The sequence below is a fragment of the Escherichia sp. UTM R2 genome (assembly GCF_048593455.1).
Taxonomy (GTDB): Bacteria; Pseudomonadota; Gammaproteobacteria; order Enterobacterales; family Enterobacteriaceae; genus Escherichia; species Escherichia coli.
The window spans coordinates 3,728,274-3,741,761 of record NZ_JBFWDY010000002.1; the positions used below are offsets into that span (position 1 = coordinate 3,728,274).

Consider the following 13,488-nt stretch of genomic DNA (forward strand, 5'->3'; position numbering starts at 1 on the left):
TTTCTATTTTATATTATTCCCTGTTTTAATTAACTCTATCAGGGATGGTTTATGTTTTTTAACACCAAACATACAACAGCTTTATGCTTCGTAACCTGTATGGCTTTTAGTTCATCGTCTATTGCGGACATTGTCATTTCGGGTACTCGCGTAATATATAAAAGCGATCAAAAAAGTGTCAACGTACGTCTGGAAAATAAAGGGAATAACCCGTTGCTTGTCCAGAGTTGGTTAGATACTGGCGATGACAACGCTGAGCCTGGCAGTATTACAGTCCCTTTTACTGCTACGCCGCCAGTATCGCGTATTGATGCCAAACGTGGGCAAACAATCAAATTAATGTACACAGCCAGCACCTCACTGCCTAAAGACAGAGAGAGCGTGTTCTGGTTTAACGTACTGGAAGTTCCACCAAAACCAGATGCAGAAAAGGTCGCGAATCAAAGCCTGCTGCAACTGGCATTTCGCACACGTATAAAACTTTTCTATCGCCCGGATGGATTGAAGGGAAATCCCTCTGAAGCCCCGTTAGCCCTGAAGTGGTTCTGGTCAGGTTCAGAAGGTAAGGCGTCATTACGAGTGACCAATCCAACCCCTTACTACGTCTCTTTTAGCAGTGGTGATTTAGAAGCTAGCGGTAAACGCTATCCGATTGATGTGAAAATGATTGCACCATTTAGTGATGAGGTCATGAAAGTCAATGGCCTTAATGGCAAAGCGAATTCTGCAAAAGTGCATTTTTACGCCATTAATGACTTTGGTGGCGCAATTGAAGGTAATGCCAGGCTGTAATCAGGCAAGGATATAATTCCGCAGGAAGCATAGCGTGACTATAGAATATACTAAAAATTATCATCATCTGACCCGTATCGCCACGTTTTGCGCGCTGCTGTATTGCAATACTGCTTTCAGTGCTGAACTCGTTGAATATGACCATACCTTCCTGATGGGGCAGAATGCATCTAATATTGATCTCAGCCGGTACAGTGAAGGTAACCCCGCTATACCGGGTGTTTACGACGTCAGTGTTTATGTAAACGACCAACCAATCATTAACCAAAGTATTACATTTGTCGCAATTGAAGGAAAAAAGAACGCCCAGGCTTGTATCACATTAAAGAATTTATTGCAGTTTCATATTAATTCTCCCGATATAAATAACGAAAAAGCCGTTCTGCTTGCCAGGGATGAAACGCTCGGCAATTGCCTCAATTTGACGGAAATTATCCCTCAGGCTTCTGTTCGTTATGACGTTAACGATCAACGTCTGGATATAGACGTTCCTCAAGCCTGGGTAATGAAAAATTACCAAAACTATGTTGATCCATCGTTATGGGAAAACGGCATTAATGCGGCCATGTTGTCATACAACCTCAACGGATATCATAGTGAAACCCCTGGTCGAAAAAATGAAAGCATTTATGCTGCATTTAACGGTGGGATGAATTTAGGTGCATGGCGACTGCGTGCCTCGGGCAACTACAACTGGATGACCGATTCTGGCAGTAATTATGATTTTAAGAATCGGTATGTTCAGCGTGATATCGCCTCGCTGCGTTCTCAACTCATTCTTGGTGAGTCTTATACGACGGGCGAAACCTTTGATTCCGTCAGTATCCGAGGCATTCGTTTATACAGTGACAGCCGCATGTTGCCTCCGACTTTAGCCAGCTTTGCGCCTATCATTCATGGCGTTGCCAATACCAACGCCAAAGTCACTATTACGCAAGGTGGCTATAAGATTTATGAAACGACGGTGCCGCCAGGCGCTTTCGTCATTGATGATCTGAGTCCGTCAGGGTACGGCAGCGATCTTATTGTTACCATCGAAGAATCCGATGGCTCAAAGCGGACATTCTCGCAACCTTTCTCATCCGTTGTTCAAATGTTACGCCCTGGCGTTGGACGTTGGGATATTAGCGGCGGTCAGGTCTTAAAAGATGATATTCAGGATGAGCCTAATTTATTTCAAGCAAGCTACTACTACGGCCTGAATAACTATCTGACGGGTTATACCGGTATTCAGATAACCGATAATAACTATACCGCTGGTTTGTTAGGTCTTGGTCTGAATACTTCAGTTGGTGCATTTTCTTTCGATGTGACTCATTCCAATGTTCGTATCCCGGATGATAAAACATACCAGGGGCAAAGTTATCGTGTTTCCTGGAACAAGTTATTCGAAGAAACAAGTACTTCACTGAATATCGCGGCCTATCGCTATTCGACACAGAATTACCTTGGTCTTAATGATGCACTAACTCTAATTGATGAAGTGAAACATCCCGAACAAGATCTTGAACCGAAATCCATGCGTAATTACTCACGCATGAAAAATCAGGTTACGGTCAGTATTAACCAACCGTTGAAATTTGAGAAAAAAGATTACGGTTCATTTTATCTTTCCGGAAGTTGGTCCGATTACTGGGCTTCCGGACAAAATCGTAGCAATTACTCTATTGGCTACAGTAACAGTACATCCTGGGGCAGCTACAGTGTCAGTGCCCAGCGTTCATGGAATGAAGACGGCGACACTGACGATAGCGTTTATCTTAGTTTCACCATTCCAATTGAAAAATTACTTGGCACTGAACAACGTACTTCAGGTTTCCAGAGTATTGATACTCAAATAAGCAGTGACTTTAAGGGTAATAACCAACTCAACGTTAGCAGCAGTGGCTATAGCGATAACGCTCGCGTCAGTTATAGCGTGAATACTGGCTATACGATGAATAAAGCCAGCAAAGATTTGAGTTATGTTGGGGGTTATGCCAGCTATGAGTCACCATGGGGAACGCTGGCAGGTTCAATTTCTGCAAATAGCGATAACAGCCGTCAAGTTTCTCTCAGCACCGACGGTGGTTTTGTATTGCATAGCGGTGGACTGACTTTCAGTAATGATAGTTTTAGCGACTCCGATACACTGGCGGTAGTTCAGGCTCCAGGTGCTCAAGGAGCGCGAATAAATTATGGCAACAGTACTATCGATCGATGGGGTTATGGTGTCACCAGCGCTCTTTCTCCTTATCATGAAAACCGTATCGCGCTGGATATCAACGATCTTGAGAACGATGTTGAATTAAAAAGTACCAGTGCAGTAGCTGTACCGCGTCAGGGTTCAGTCGTCTTTGCTGATTTTGAAACCGTGCAAGGGCAATCAGCCATTATGAACATCACACGAAGTGATGGTAAAAATATTCCATTTGCTGCAGATATTTATGATGAGCAAGGCAATGTCATTGGTAATGTTGGACAGGGTGGACAAGCATTTGTTCGTGGTATTGAGCAGCAGGGAAATATCAGCATTAAATGGTTCGAACAAAGTAAACCCGTAAGTTGTCTTGCGCATTATCAACAAAGCCCAGAAGCAGAAAAAATAGCACAATCTATTATTCTGAATGGAATTCGGTGTCAGATTCAGTAACTACAAGGGTCGTCAAATGATAAAAACAACGCCACATAAAATAGTGATACTGATGGGAATATTATTATCACCCTCAGTATTTGCAACGGATATTAATGTAGAGTTTACAGCCACTGTCAAAGCGACAACCTGTAACATCACACTTACTGGTAATAACGTCACGAATGATGGCAATAATAACTACACATTGAGAATCCCTAAGATGGGTCTGGATAAGATCGCGAATAAAACGACAGAATCTCAGGCTGATTTTAAACTGGTTGCCAGTGGGTGCAGCAGTGGCATCAGTTGGATTGATACCACTCTGACCGGAAATGCATCATCAAGCTCACCTAAGCTTATTATACCGCAGTCTGGTGATTCATCTTCGACGACAAGTAATATCGGTATGGGTTTCAAAAAACGGACTACTGATGATGCCACTTTCCTTAAACCTAACAGTGCGGAAAAGATACGCTGGAGCACAGACGAGATGCAGCCCGATAAGGGTCTTGAAATGACCGTTGCGCTACGTGAAACAGATGCAGGGCAAGGCGTACCGGGGAATTTTCGTGCACTGGCGACGTTTAATTTCATCTATCAATAAGAAGGATAATTATGATGACATTTAAAAATTTACGTTATGGATTATCCAGCAGTGTCGTTTTGGCTGCCTCATTGTTCAGCGTACTCTCTTATGCGGCAACAGACAGTATTGGACTGACCGTTATTACTACTGTAGAAATGGGTACTTGTACCGCTACATTAGTAAATGACTCTGATCAGGACATTTCTGTTGTTGATTTTGGTGATGTATATATTTCTGAAATCAATGCCAAGACCAAAGTAAAAACATTCAAACTCAAATTCAAAGACTGTGCGGGTATCCCCAATAAAAAAGCGCAAATAAAATTAACCAAGCGAGCCACATGCGAGGGAACTGCTAATGACGGTGCGGGGTTTGCAAATGGTTCCACAGCCGCAGATAAAGCAAGTGCTGTCGCCGTTGAAGTCTGGAGCACTGTAACTCCGGCAACAGGGAGTGCAACACAATTTAGCTGTGTAACACCAGCATCACAAGAGGTAACAATCTCCACTGCAGCCAATGCGGTCGTTTATTATCCGATGAGTGCACGCCTGGTCGTGGAAAAAAATAAAACCGTAAACAATGTCACTGCGGGTAAGTTTTCTGCACCAGCCACATTTACAGTAACCTATAACTAACAGACTTACAGATTCAGGAACTATATATGCATCCCACTCAACGTAAGCTGATGAAGAGAATAATTCTGTTTCTGTCATTACTGTTTTGCATCGCCTGTCCAGCCATTGCTGGACAGGATATTGACCTTGTTGCCAATGTAAAAAACAGCACCTGCAAAAGCGGAATCAGTAACCAGGGTAATATTGATCTTGGCGTCGTTGGGGTGGGATATTTTTCAGGTAATGTTACTCCTGAAAGTTATCAACCAGGTGGAAAAGAGTTCACTATCACTGTATCCGACTGTGCATTACAGGGAACTGGCGATGTGCTAAATCAGTTACATATTGATTTTAGAGCCCTTAGCGGTGTCATGGCTGCTGGCTCTAGGCAAATATTTGCTAATGAAATTTCGTCAGGAGCAAGTAATGTAGGAGTAGTTATATTTTCTACTCAGGATTCGGCGAATACATTCAATGTTCTTAATGCTTCAGGCGGATCTCGTTCCGTTTATCCAGTAATGTCGGATGACATGAATGGTTCATCCTGGAAATTTAGCACCCGAATGCAAAAAATCGATCCTGCATTGAGTGTTACATCTGGTCAACTTATGAGCCATGTGTTAGTGGATATTTACTACGAATAACAAACAAAAACAGCGCAAACCATAACAATAAAGAAACATTGGAGTAAAAATGAAGACTATCTTCAGGTACATTCTTTTTTTAGCACTGTATTCTTGTTGTAATACAGTCAGTGCATATACAAGTTTTATTGTGGGAAATAATGCAGGAGTTGATAACTATCGAGGCCCCTCCACTGCCGCACAGATGACCTTTAATTACACATCAACAGCAAGCAACTTGGTTTTTTATAAACCCACGCAGCTCGGCCCGACTGGGGTAAAAATGTACTGGTCATACCTGGATACAGGTACCGGTGGTGGTATTCTTTACTGCAATACATCTGGCAGAGCGAATCCTGGTCCAATAACTATTGAAAATGCCATGGTCTATTCAGGTAAAGATTATGGCGGACATAAACTATTTAATACATCTGTTCCTGGTCTGTATTACACCATGTTAATATCAAGGGTCTGGTCTGCATACGATACAATAACTGACATTCAATCGCCAGGAATCTATATCGGAGATCCTTCCAACCAAGAATTTTTCTTTTCCGTCACAGACAGCGATCTACAAACTAAGGGTTGCAACAAAGCAGACGACTACGATAAGTTTTGGGCTATTGGTGGTATAGTACACAACATAACTGTTGAATTTTATACAGATACTAATTTCGATCCTACACTTAATCAGCAAGTCCAGTTATCCAGTTCATCAAATTACCTTTATTCGTTTAAGGCCTACAGTCCTGGTACAAAAGTTGTAGATCACAGCAACCACATTTATGTCAATTTCACACTGAATAATGTCAAATTAACCTTACCAACATGTTTTACCTCCATACTTACCGGGCCATCAGTCAATGGTTCAACGGTTAGAATGGGAGAATATAGCTCTGGGACAATTAAAAATGGCGCTTCACCTGTTCCCTTTGATATCTCGCTTCAGAATTGTATTCGTGTGCGTAATATTGAAACAAAACTCGTCACTGGAAAAGTAGGTACTCAAAACACACAACTGCTTGGTAATACGCTTACTGGAAGCACTGCCGCCAAAGGCGTTGGCGTACTCATTGAAGGTTTAGCAACCAGTAAAAATCCGCTAATGACATTAAAACCTAATGATACGAATTCTGTTTATATAGATTATGAAACCGAAGATGACACCTCCGATGGGGTTTACCCTAATCAAGGTAACGGCACATCACAGCCTCTTCATTTCCAGGCAACATTAAAGCAAGACGGGAATATTGCTATCGAACCCGGCGAATTTAAAGCCACCAGTACTTTCCAGGTAACCTATCCCTGATAACGTAGCAGCACTGTCACCTTCTGGCAGTGCTGCTACGGATAAATCATTGCCCCCACCAATGTGACTGATAAAATGCCAGACAGCACAACATCAATTTATCAGGATACGTTATGAAACCGACCACCATCTCCTTACTGCAGAAGTACAAACAGGAAAAAAAACGTTTCGCGACCATCACCGCTTATGACTATAGCTTCGCCAAACTCTTTGCTGATGAAGGGCTTAACGTCATGCTGGTGGGCGATTCGCTGGGCATGACGGTTCAGGGGCACGACTCCACCCTGCCAGTTACCGTTGCCGATATCGCCTACCACACTGCCGCCGTACGTCGCGGCGCACCAAACTGCCTGCTGCTGGCTGACCTGCCGTTTATGGCGTATGCCACGCCGGAACAAGCCTTCGAAAACGCCGCAACGGTTATGCGTGCCGGTGCTAACATGGTCAAAATTGAAGGCGGTGAGTGGCTGGTAGAAACCGTACAAATGCTGACCGAACGTGCCGTTCCTGTATGTGGTCACTTAGGTTTAACACCACAGTCAGTGAATATTTTCGGTGGCTACAAAGTTCAGGGGCGCGGCGATGAAGCGGGCGATCAACTGCTCAGCGATGCATTAGCCTTAGAAGCTGCTGGGGCACAGCTGCTGGTGCTGGAATGCGTGCCGGTTGAACTGGCAAAACGTATTACCGAAGCACTGGCGATCCCGGTTATTGGCATTGGCGCAGGCAACGTCACTGACGGGCAGATCCTCGTGATGCACGACGCCTTTGGTATTACCGGCGGTCACATTCCTAAATTCGCTAAAAATTTCCTCGCCGAAACGGGCGACATCCGCGCGGCTGTGCGGCAGTATATGGCTGAAGTGGAGTCCGGCGTTTATCCGGGCGAAGAACACAGTTTCCATTAAGGAGTCACGTTGTGTTAATTATCGAAACCCTGCCGCTGCTGCGTCAGCAAATTCGCCGCCTGCGTATGGAAGGCAAGCGCGTGGCGCTGGTGCCTACCATGGGTAACCTGCACGATGGCCATATGAAGCTGGTCGACGAAGCCAAAGCCCGCGCCGATGTGGTCGTCGTCAGTATTTTCGTTAACCCGATGCAGTTCGACCGCCCGGAAGATCTGGCTCGTTATCCACGGACCTTGCAGGAGGACTGCGAGAAGCTAAACAAACGTAAAGTGGATTTAGTTTTCGCCCCTTCGGTAAAAGAGATCTACCCGAACGGTACTGAAACCCACACTTACGTTGACGTTCCTGGCCTTTCGACCATGCTGGAAGGTGCCAGCCGTCCGGGACATTTTCGCGGCGTTTCGACTATTGTCAGCAAGCTGTTCAACCTGGTCCAGCCGGACATCGCCTGCTTCGGTGAAAAAGATTTTCAGCAACTGGCGCTGATCCGCAAAATGGTTGCCGATATGGGCTTCGATATTGAGATTGTCGGTGTGCCAATTATGCGCGCCAAAGACGGTCTGGCGCTAAGTTCCCGTAACGGTTATCTGACGGCGGAACAACGCAAAATTGCGCCTGGTCTGTACAAAGTTTTAAGTTCGATTGCTGACAAATTGCAGGCTGGGGAACGGGATCTCGATGAAATTATTACCATTGCGGGGCAAGAACTGAATGAAAAAGGCTTCCGCGCCGATGATATTCAGATTCGCGATGCCGACACATTGCTGGAAGTTTCTGAAACCAGCAAACGGGCAGTAATTCTGGTAGCCGCCTGGCTTGGCGATGCTCGCCTGATCGACAACAAAATGGTCGAGCTGGCGTAATACTTAACTGGCGCTACGGCTGATGGCGCCAGTTATTAATTTACCCCACGTCATCTGTCATAACACAGGTAACTTAAATAAGGTTAATTACCTTATCAATCTCAGCAAGAGGTAAATTTGCCATCTCTGCAACGTCTTCCCGAGACATTCCTTTACTCAGAAGACGCTGGGCGAATTCCTGACTTACTTCCTGTCTTCCCTGCTGAATCCCCTTCTCAATCCCTTTCTCTTCAAACCACTGCGCCAGCGTCATCATAGACTCCCCTCCCGTTTCCCTGTCTCTCAACACACCGTAAAACAAATCCGCTTGTTCAGTATGACCGCGTTGCAGCATATAGTTTTGCATGGCAACTAACTGACTTCCGCTAGTGTACCCTTCGTCGATCAGCGTGACCAGTTGCTCAAGCAATAACATTAAGTCGCGCTGGCGAATATGTTTTTGCAGTAGTTCGAGAATCGCAATCCGCCGATGTTGCATGATTTCGTCATCCGGTGTGATGGTGATATCCACCAGCGGGAAAGGACTGTTATAGACGCGTCGCGCCAGCTCCGGCGAGTAAAACATATCAAACCAGCACATTGATAGCGGATAAGGTGTGGCCTCGCCCTGATAAAACAGTATCGGCACCACCAGCGGCAGCTTATCGTGGTCAGCCTCCAGATGCCGGTGCATGGCGGCTATAGAATAACGCATCATGCGAAAGGCCATTTTCTTATCCGGCTTGCTTTGGTGTTCAATCACAACATGCAGATAACCGGGATTGCCCTGCATTTGCACGGAATAGAGCACGTCCGTGCTGTGTCCTTTCAGGCTCTCTTCAATGAAACTCCCCGACTCTAAATGAAGCGTGTTGAGGTCACAAAGTTCGCGTAATTCCACTGGCAAATGTATCTCCAGAAAGTCGCGAGCCGTCTCCGCATGCATTAAAAATTGTTTAAATACCGCGTCATGCGGTGTGGTACTCGGTGCATCCATCTTCCCTGTCTTCCGTGTGGCTTTGCGTGAAGGCAGTATCCAGTCAAGGCGCGCTATCGTCAGCCACCTCTTTATTGTTTACCGAGCAGCGTTCAGAGAAATATCAATTCGTTACAGGCGATACATGGCACGCTTCGGCGCGGTACGCAAACTGCTGACGCAAATGCCGTCAGATGAGTAGACACTAAACAAAAATCGGGCAATACTGCGTGAGAATTTCCTCAAAGCAGGCATCGCCTGCTTCGTTAACGACAGGGTAGAAAGGTAGAAGTTATGATTCGCACGATGCTGCAGGGCAAACTCCACCGCGTGAAAGTGACTCATGCGGACCTGCACTATGAAGGTTCTTGCGCCATTGACCAGGATTTTCTTGACGCAGCCGGTATTCTCGAAAACGAAGCCATTGATATCTGGAATGTCACCAACGGCAAGCGTTTCTCCACTTATGCCATCGCGGCAGAACGCGGTTCGAGAATTATTTCTGTTAACGGTGCGGCGGCCCACTGCGCCAGTGTCGGCGATATTGTCATCATCGCCAGCTTCGTTACCATGCCAGATGAAGAAGCTCGCACCTGGCGACCCAACGTCGCCTATTTTGAAGGCGACAATGAAATGAAACGTACCGCGAAAGCGATTCCGGTACAGGTTGCTTGATTGTTATCCCTGCGGCTGGTTACTCACCAGCCGCGACATCGTCTCCAGCGAATCCGTTCTTAAGATATAAAGTCGTTTTAGTAACAACGGATTATCCCCCGGTTTTACTTTGCCTTTCATGGTTGTCACCGCCAGGTGAAATCCGGCATCGTTTGCTGCCTTCACGGCGTTGTCATTAAATCCGCCAAACGGATACGAAAGATACCAGACATGCGGATTAAATTGCGCCAGAGCGCGGCGTGAACGTGCAAAATCAAACAGAATATTGTGCTCACTACGGCTCAGTAATATGGGTCGGCGATAACCATCTACCCGATGCAAAAAATGGGTATGTGACTGGAAATCAAATACATCGCGAATTTCGTTAAGCTCAGAAACGCTCATAAATTGCAGCGATTTTGGGTTCCACTTCTGCGGGTGACGTTTGATGCGTGAGGTAACAATAAACGCCGTCGCCTTCATGCCATATTGTTTCAACACAGGATACGCATAGCGGCTCACCGACTTGAGGCCATCATCAAAGGTAATCACCACCGCTCGCGCAGGGAGATTGATCTTATTCTTCACGTAGCCTTCCAGCTGCACCATGCTCAGTGTCGCGTATCCCCTGTCACGCAGCCAGGCCATCTGGTTATTGAAAGCGCGTACCGATGTGGTCGTCGAAGTATGGCGAAAACGGGTGTTTTCTTCGTCGCGCAGAATATGGTGATAGGTTAGCACCGACAGGCCATTATCGGGTTGGGCATCCAGTGCGCTGATATAGGCCAGTCGATCGCCAATACGGATCTGATACCAGGTTTGATTTAACCTGTCTTTCAGTTTATGCAAAATCGGGTAGCGCAAATTGTCCGCCAGTACCCCAAATGGCGCACTTCCCGCACTCGGCGCGTTATAGACCGGCGTATCTTTCCAGGTAACTAAGTTCTGATTACTCAGCGGCTTGTTGAGGTCGCCCAAACCGTCTTCAACTTTTTGTCGCCCCTGAACCGGCTCGAGATGACCTTTATCGATAAAACCTTTGCCAAAGCCAAAATTAAATGCGTAATAACTTGCGGCAGTGGGCTCCACGGCAATGATTTGTCCGGCCCGAATATTCCCCACGGTCACCATCTTGTCACCAATTTGCGCCCAGACCGCAGCATTTTCGATGGTTTGCATATAACGGGCAGGTAACGCGGCACTGACACTTGCGGTAAACAGCATCAGCAGGAGAATAACAGCTTGTTTGTACATGAAAAAATAACCGAGGGTGAAACAACGCTTTTATTGTAGCAAAAGCGCCATCAGAATCGCGGGTTAATACTCATACAAATTATGTTTGAGGACGAAAGGCGGATTTTTTTGTTGTTGGTGCCAAAGACTACTCACCTCCGGCGCACCCAGTTCGACAATACGCTCGCGAAACTCTGAACTGGTCATGGTTTCACGGCAAGCCATCATCTGTTCAATTAACGGTAACGTGACACCAGAAATCACTTCGCAACGGGAGTGTTTGTGGCTTAATAATGAAGCCACGCGATACGGTGGCGCTCCGGCTATATCGGTTAAGAAGATGACACCCTCACCAGAGTCCGCTTCATGCAGAGCATCGCACATCATGCGGCTGAGCATATTAGAGCTTAATCCGCGCCAGAAATTCACGGCCCGGCACTGAAGAAGTGCCCCATGTTTTTTCTCCAGCGCATCCAGTATCTCTTGCGCCCGGTCATCGTGACAGGTAATTACCCAACCTAACATCGCCTTCCTCCTTAGCCGAAAATCAGTCTACCCTGACCATTGTTGATAAAGGGTGATAGCCGTCAAAACTCCTCTCCCCCAAATCCAGAGGAGAGGAAATAGCCTTAGCTACGCAAACCACGTCCACGTTGGATCAGCGACCAACAGATCAAATAAAACGCCACAATAAAGACCACCAGTACGCCAAAGGTAGTGACCAGCGGAACATCATTGATACCGAGGAAGCCGTAGCGGAAACCACTGATCATATAAACGATTGGGTTCAGGTGCGACAGCCCTTGCCAGAACGGCGGCAACAAAGTCAGTGAGTAAAAGACCCCGCCCAAATACGTGAGTGGCGTTAACACAAAGGTTGGCACCAGGCTGATGTCATCGAACGTTTTGGCAAACACACCGTTCAGCAAACCCGCAAGGGAGAACAACACCGCCGTGAGCACCAGCGTTAAGGCAACGAATACCCACGAATGCACCTGAAATGGCACAAAAAACAGTGAAATTGCCGTCACCAGAATGCCAACAAACAGACCACGCGCCACGCCACCGCCGACATATCCGGCAATAATGACGTGAGTCGGAACCGGCGCTACCAGCAGCTCTTCAATATTACGCTGGAACTTGGCACCAAAAAATGATGACGCAACGTTGGCGTAGGCATTGGTGATCACCGACATCATGATCAGCCCCGGTACGATGAACTGCATATAGCTGAAGCCATGCATATCGCCAATACGCGAACCAATCAGGTTACCGAAGATAATAAAGTAAAGGGTCATGGTGATGACTGGCGGCACCAGCGTCTGCACCCAGATACGCATAAAGCGATGGATCTCTTTCGCCCAGATGCTTTTTAGCGCCACCCAGTAAAGATGCATCATGCGCGATCTCCTTGTTTTTCATTAACCAGTGAAACAAACAGCTCTTCCAGACGGTTAGCTTTGTTACGCATACTTAATACCTGAATGCCCTGCTCACTTAACTGCGTAAATACGCTGTTGATCCCCTGCTCACGCAGCACTTCAACTTCCAGCGTCGCGGTATCGACCAGTCGATACTGATAGCCATCGAGCTTCGGTAACGGGCTTTTCGGTGCGAGATCGAGAATAAAGGTTTCCGATTTCAGCTTCGCCAGCAGCGCCTTCATCGAGGTATTTTCCACCAGCTCACCGTGTTGAATAATGCCGATATTGCGGCACAGCATTTCTGCTTCTTCCAGGTAGTGTGTGGTGAGAATGATGGTGGTGCCTTTGTCGTTTAAATCCTTCAAAAAGCCCCACATTGAGCGGCGAAGTTCAATATCCACGCCTGCGGTCGGTTCGTCGAGAATCAGTAGTTTAGGTTCATGCATTAACGCACGGGCAATCATTAAACGGCGCTTCATCCCGCCAGATAACATACGCGCACGTTCGTTGCGTTTTCCCCATAGATCGAGTTGTTTAAGATACTTTTCGCTGCGGATGTACGCTTCTTTGCGCTCCACGCCGTAGTACCCTGCCTGATTCACCACAATTTGCTGCACGGTTTCAAACGGGTTGAAGTTAAATTCCTGCGGCACCAGTCCCAACTGACGTTTAGCGTTCACGACATCCTTCTCGAGATCGTAACCAAATACGCTGACCCGCCCGGAGGTTTTATTTACCAGAGAGCTGATAATACCGATAGTGGTCGATTTCCCGGCCCCGTTCGGCCCGAGAAGCGCATAAAAATCACCCGCTTCGACCTGCAAATCTATCCCACGAAGCGCCTGAACGCCGCCTGGATAGGTTTTTTTAAGCTGTTGAAGTTCCAGTGCAATGGTCATAAATTTTTACTTAC

At 46.5% G+C, this 13,488-nt stretch carries 14 protein-coding genes; 9 read left to right on the top strand and 5 right to left on the bottom strand.

The annotated features are described in order from the left end of the window. The first annotated feature begins 51 nt into the window (after window positions 1-51). From AB4H76_RS18970 to panC, 8 genes are all read left to right on the top strand, one after another. Window positions 52-792 carry a fimbrial chaperone gene (locus AB4H76_RS18970; RefSeq protein WP_000465928.1) on the top strand — a complete coding sequence of 247 codons (741 nt, stop codon included), beginning with the start codon at window positions 52-54 and terminating at the stop codon, window positions 790-792. Window positions 793-826: 34 nt separating this feature from the next. Next, window positions 827-3,424, top strand: coding sequence for a Yad fimbria usher protein HtrE (gene htrE, locus AB4H76_RS18975; protein WP_077491385.1), 2,598 nt, complete (start codon window positions 827-829; stop codon window positions 3,422-3,424). 16 nt (window positions 3,425-3,440) lie between these two features. Beyond that, window positions 3,441-4,010, top strand: a complete 570-nt coding sequence (locus AB4H76_RS18980; protein WP_000598300.1) for a fimbrial protein — start codon at window positions 3,441-3,443, stop codon at window positions 4,008-4,010. An 11-nt stretch (window positions 4,011-4,021) separates the two neighbouring features. Continuing rightward, a complete protein-coding gene (gene yadL / locus AB4H76_RS18985) occupies window positions 4,022-4,627 on the top strand; it encodes a fimbrial-like protein YadL (RefSeq protein ID WP_001310526.1) in 606 nt (201 codons plus the stop codon). Between the two features lie 26 nt (window positions 4,628-4,653). Further along, window positions 4,654-5,250, top strand: a complete 597-nt coding sequence (locus AB4H76_RS18990) for a fimbrial-like protein (protein WP_000553749.1) — start codon at window positions 4,654-4,656, stop codon at window positions 5,248-5,250. Window positions 5,251-5,287: 37 nt separating this feature from the next. Continuing rightward, the gene (gene yadC / locus AB4H76_RS18995; protein ID WP_284729375.1) at window positions 5,288-6,538 is read left to right on the top strand and encodes a fimbrial tip-adhesin YadC; all 1,251 of its coding nucleotides are present in this window, start codon (window positions 5,288-5,290) and stop codon (window positions 6,536-6,538) included. Between the two features lie 113 nt (window positions 6,539-6,651). Continuing rightward, entirely contained in the window at window positions 6,652-7,446 is a 795-nt protein-coding gene (gene panB / locus AB4H76_RS19000) for a 3-methyl-2-oxobutanoate hydroxymethyltransferase (RefSeq protein ID WP_000805497.1), read from the top strand. An 11-nt stretch (window positions 7,447-7,457) separates the two neighbouring features. Next, window positions 7,458-8,309 carry a pantoate--beta-alanine ligase gene (gene panC, locus AB4H76_RS19005; RefSeq protein ID WP_000905383.1) on the top strand — a complete coding sequence of 284 codons (852 nt, stop codon included), beginning with the start codon at window positions 7,458-7,460 and terminating at the stop codon, window positions 8,307-8,309. Window positions 8,310-8,382: 73 nt separating this feature from the next. Here the strand turns inward: panC and rpnC are convergent, their stop codons facing one another. Next, window positions 8,383-9,285 (bottom strand): recombination-promoting nuclease RpnC, encoded by a 903-nt coding sequence (gene rpnC, locus AB4H76_RS19010; protein WP_000339954.1) that lies wholly within the window; start codon window positions 9,283-9,285, stop codon window positions 8,383-8,385. A gap of 273 nt (window positions 9,286-9,558) precedes the next feature. Here rpnC and panD point away from each other — a divergent pair, with 273 nt between their 5' ends. Further along, a complete protein-coding gene (gene panD / locus AB4H76_RS19015; RefSeq protein WP_000621515.1) occupies window positions 9,559-9,939 on the top strand; it encodes an aspartate 1-decarboxylase in 381 nt (126 codons plus the stop codon). Between the two features lie 3 nt (window positions 9,940-9,942). Here the strand turns inward: panD and AB4H76_RS19020 are convergent, their stop codons facing one another. The 4 genes from AB4H76_RS19020 to AB4H76_RS19035 all read right to left on the bottom strand — a co-directional run bounded on the left by AB4H76_RS19020 (window position 9,943) and on the right by AB4H76_RS19035 (window position 13,474). Then, the gene (locus AB4H76_RS19020) at window positions 9,943-11,172 is read right to left on the bottom strand and encodes a polysaccharide deacetylase family protein (RefSeq protein WP_000277917.1); all 1,230 of its coding nucleotides are present in this window, start codon (window positions 11,170-11,172) and stop codon (window positions 9,943-9,945) included. A gap of 63 nt (window positions 11,173-11,235) precedes the next feature. Beyond that, window positions 11,236-11,676, bottom strand: coding sequence for a PTS sugar transporter subunit IIA (locus tag AB4H76_RS19025; protein ID WP_000901987.1), 441 nt, complete (start codon window positions 11,674-11,676; stop codon window positions 11,236-11,238). A 104-nt stretch (window positions 11,677-11,780) separates the two neighbouring features. Beyond that, complete coding sequence (locus tag AB4H76_RS19030; RefSeq protein WP_000972203.1) at window positions 11,781-12,551, bottom strand: ABC transporter permease; 771 nt, start codon at window positions 12,549-12,551, stop codon at window positions 11,781-11,783. Then, entirely contained in the window at window positions 12,548-13,474 is a 927-nt protein-coding gene (locus AB4H76_RS19035; protein ID WP_000150637.1) for an ABC transporter ATP-binding protein, read from the bottom strand. Before AB4H76_RS19035 ends, AB4H76_RS19030 begins: the two co-directional genes overlap by 4 nt. Between the last annotated feature and the right edge of the window lie 14 nt (window positions 13,475-13,488).

Coding starts and splice junctions, on each gene's coding strand:
- AB4H76_RS18970 (WP_000465928.1), top strand. CDS start 52: ATGTTTTTTAACACCAAACATACAACAGCTTTATGCTTCGTAACCTGT.
- AB4H76_RS18980 (WP_000598300.1), top strand. CDS start 3,441: ATGATAAAAACAACGCCACATAAAATAGTGATACTGATGGGAATATTA.
- yadL (WP_001310526.1), top strand. CDS start 4,022: ATGATGACATTTAAAAATTTACGTTATGGATTATCCAGCAGTGTCGTT.
- AB4H76_RS18990 (WP_000553749.1), top strand. CDS start 4,654: ATGCATCCCACTCAACGTAAGCTGATGAAGAGAATAATTCTGTTTCTG.
- panB (WP_000805497.1), top strand. CDS start 6,652: ATGAAACCGACCACCATCTCCTTACTGCAGAAGTACAAACAGGAAAAA.
- rpnC (WP_000339954.1), bottom strand. CDS start 9,285: ATGGATGCACCGAGTACCACACCGCATGACGCGGTATTTAAACAATTT.
- panD (WP_000621515.1), top strand. CDS start 9,559: ATGATTCGCACGATGCTGCAGGGCAAACTCCACCGCGTGAAAGTGACT.
- AB4H76_RS19020 (WP_000277917.1), bottom strand. CDS start 11,172: ATGTACAAACAAGCTGTTATTCTCCTGCTGATGCTGTTTACCGCAAGT.
- AB4H76_RS19025 (WP_000901987.1), bottom strand. CDS start 11,676: ATGTTAGGTTGGGTAATTACCTGTCACGATGACCGGGCGCAAGAGATA.
- AB4H76_RS19030 (WP_000972203.1), bottom strand. CDS start 12,551: ATGATGCATCTTTACTGGGTGGCGCTAAAAAGCATCTGGGCGAAAGAG.
- AB4H76_RS19035 (WP_000150637.1), bottom strand. CDS start 13,474: ATGACCATTGCACTGGAACTTCAACAGCTTAAAAAAACCTATCCAGGC.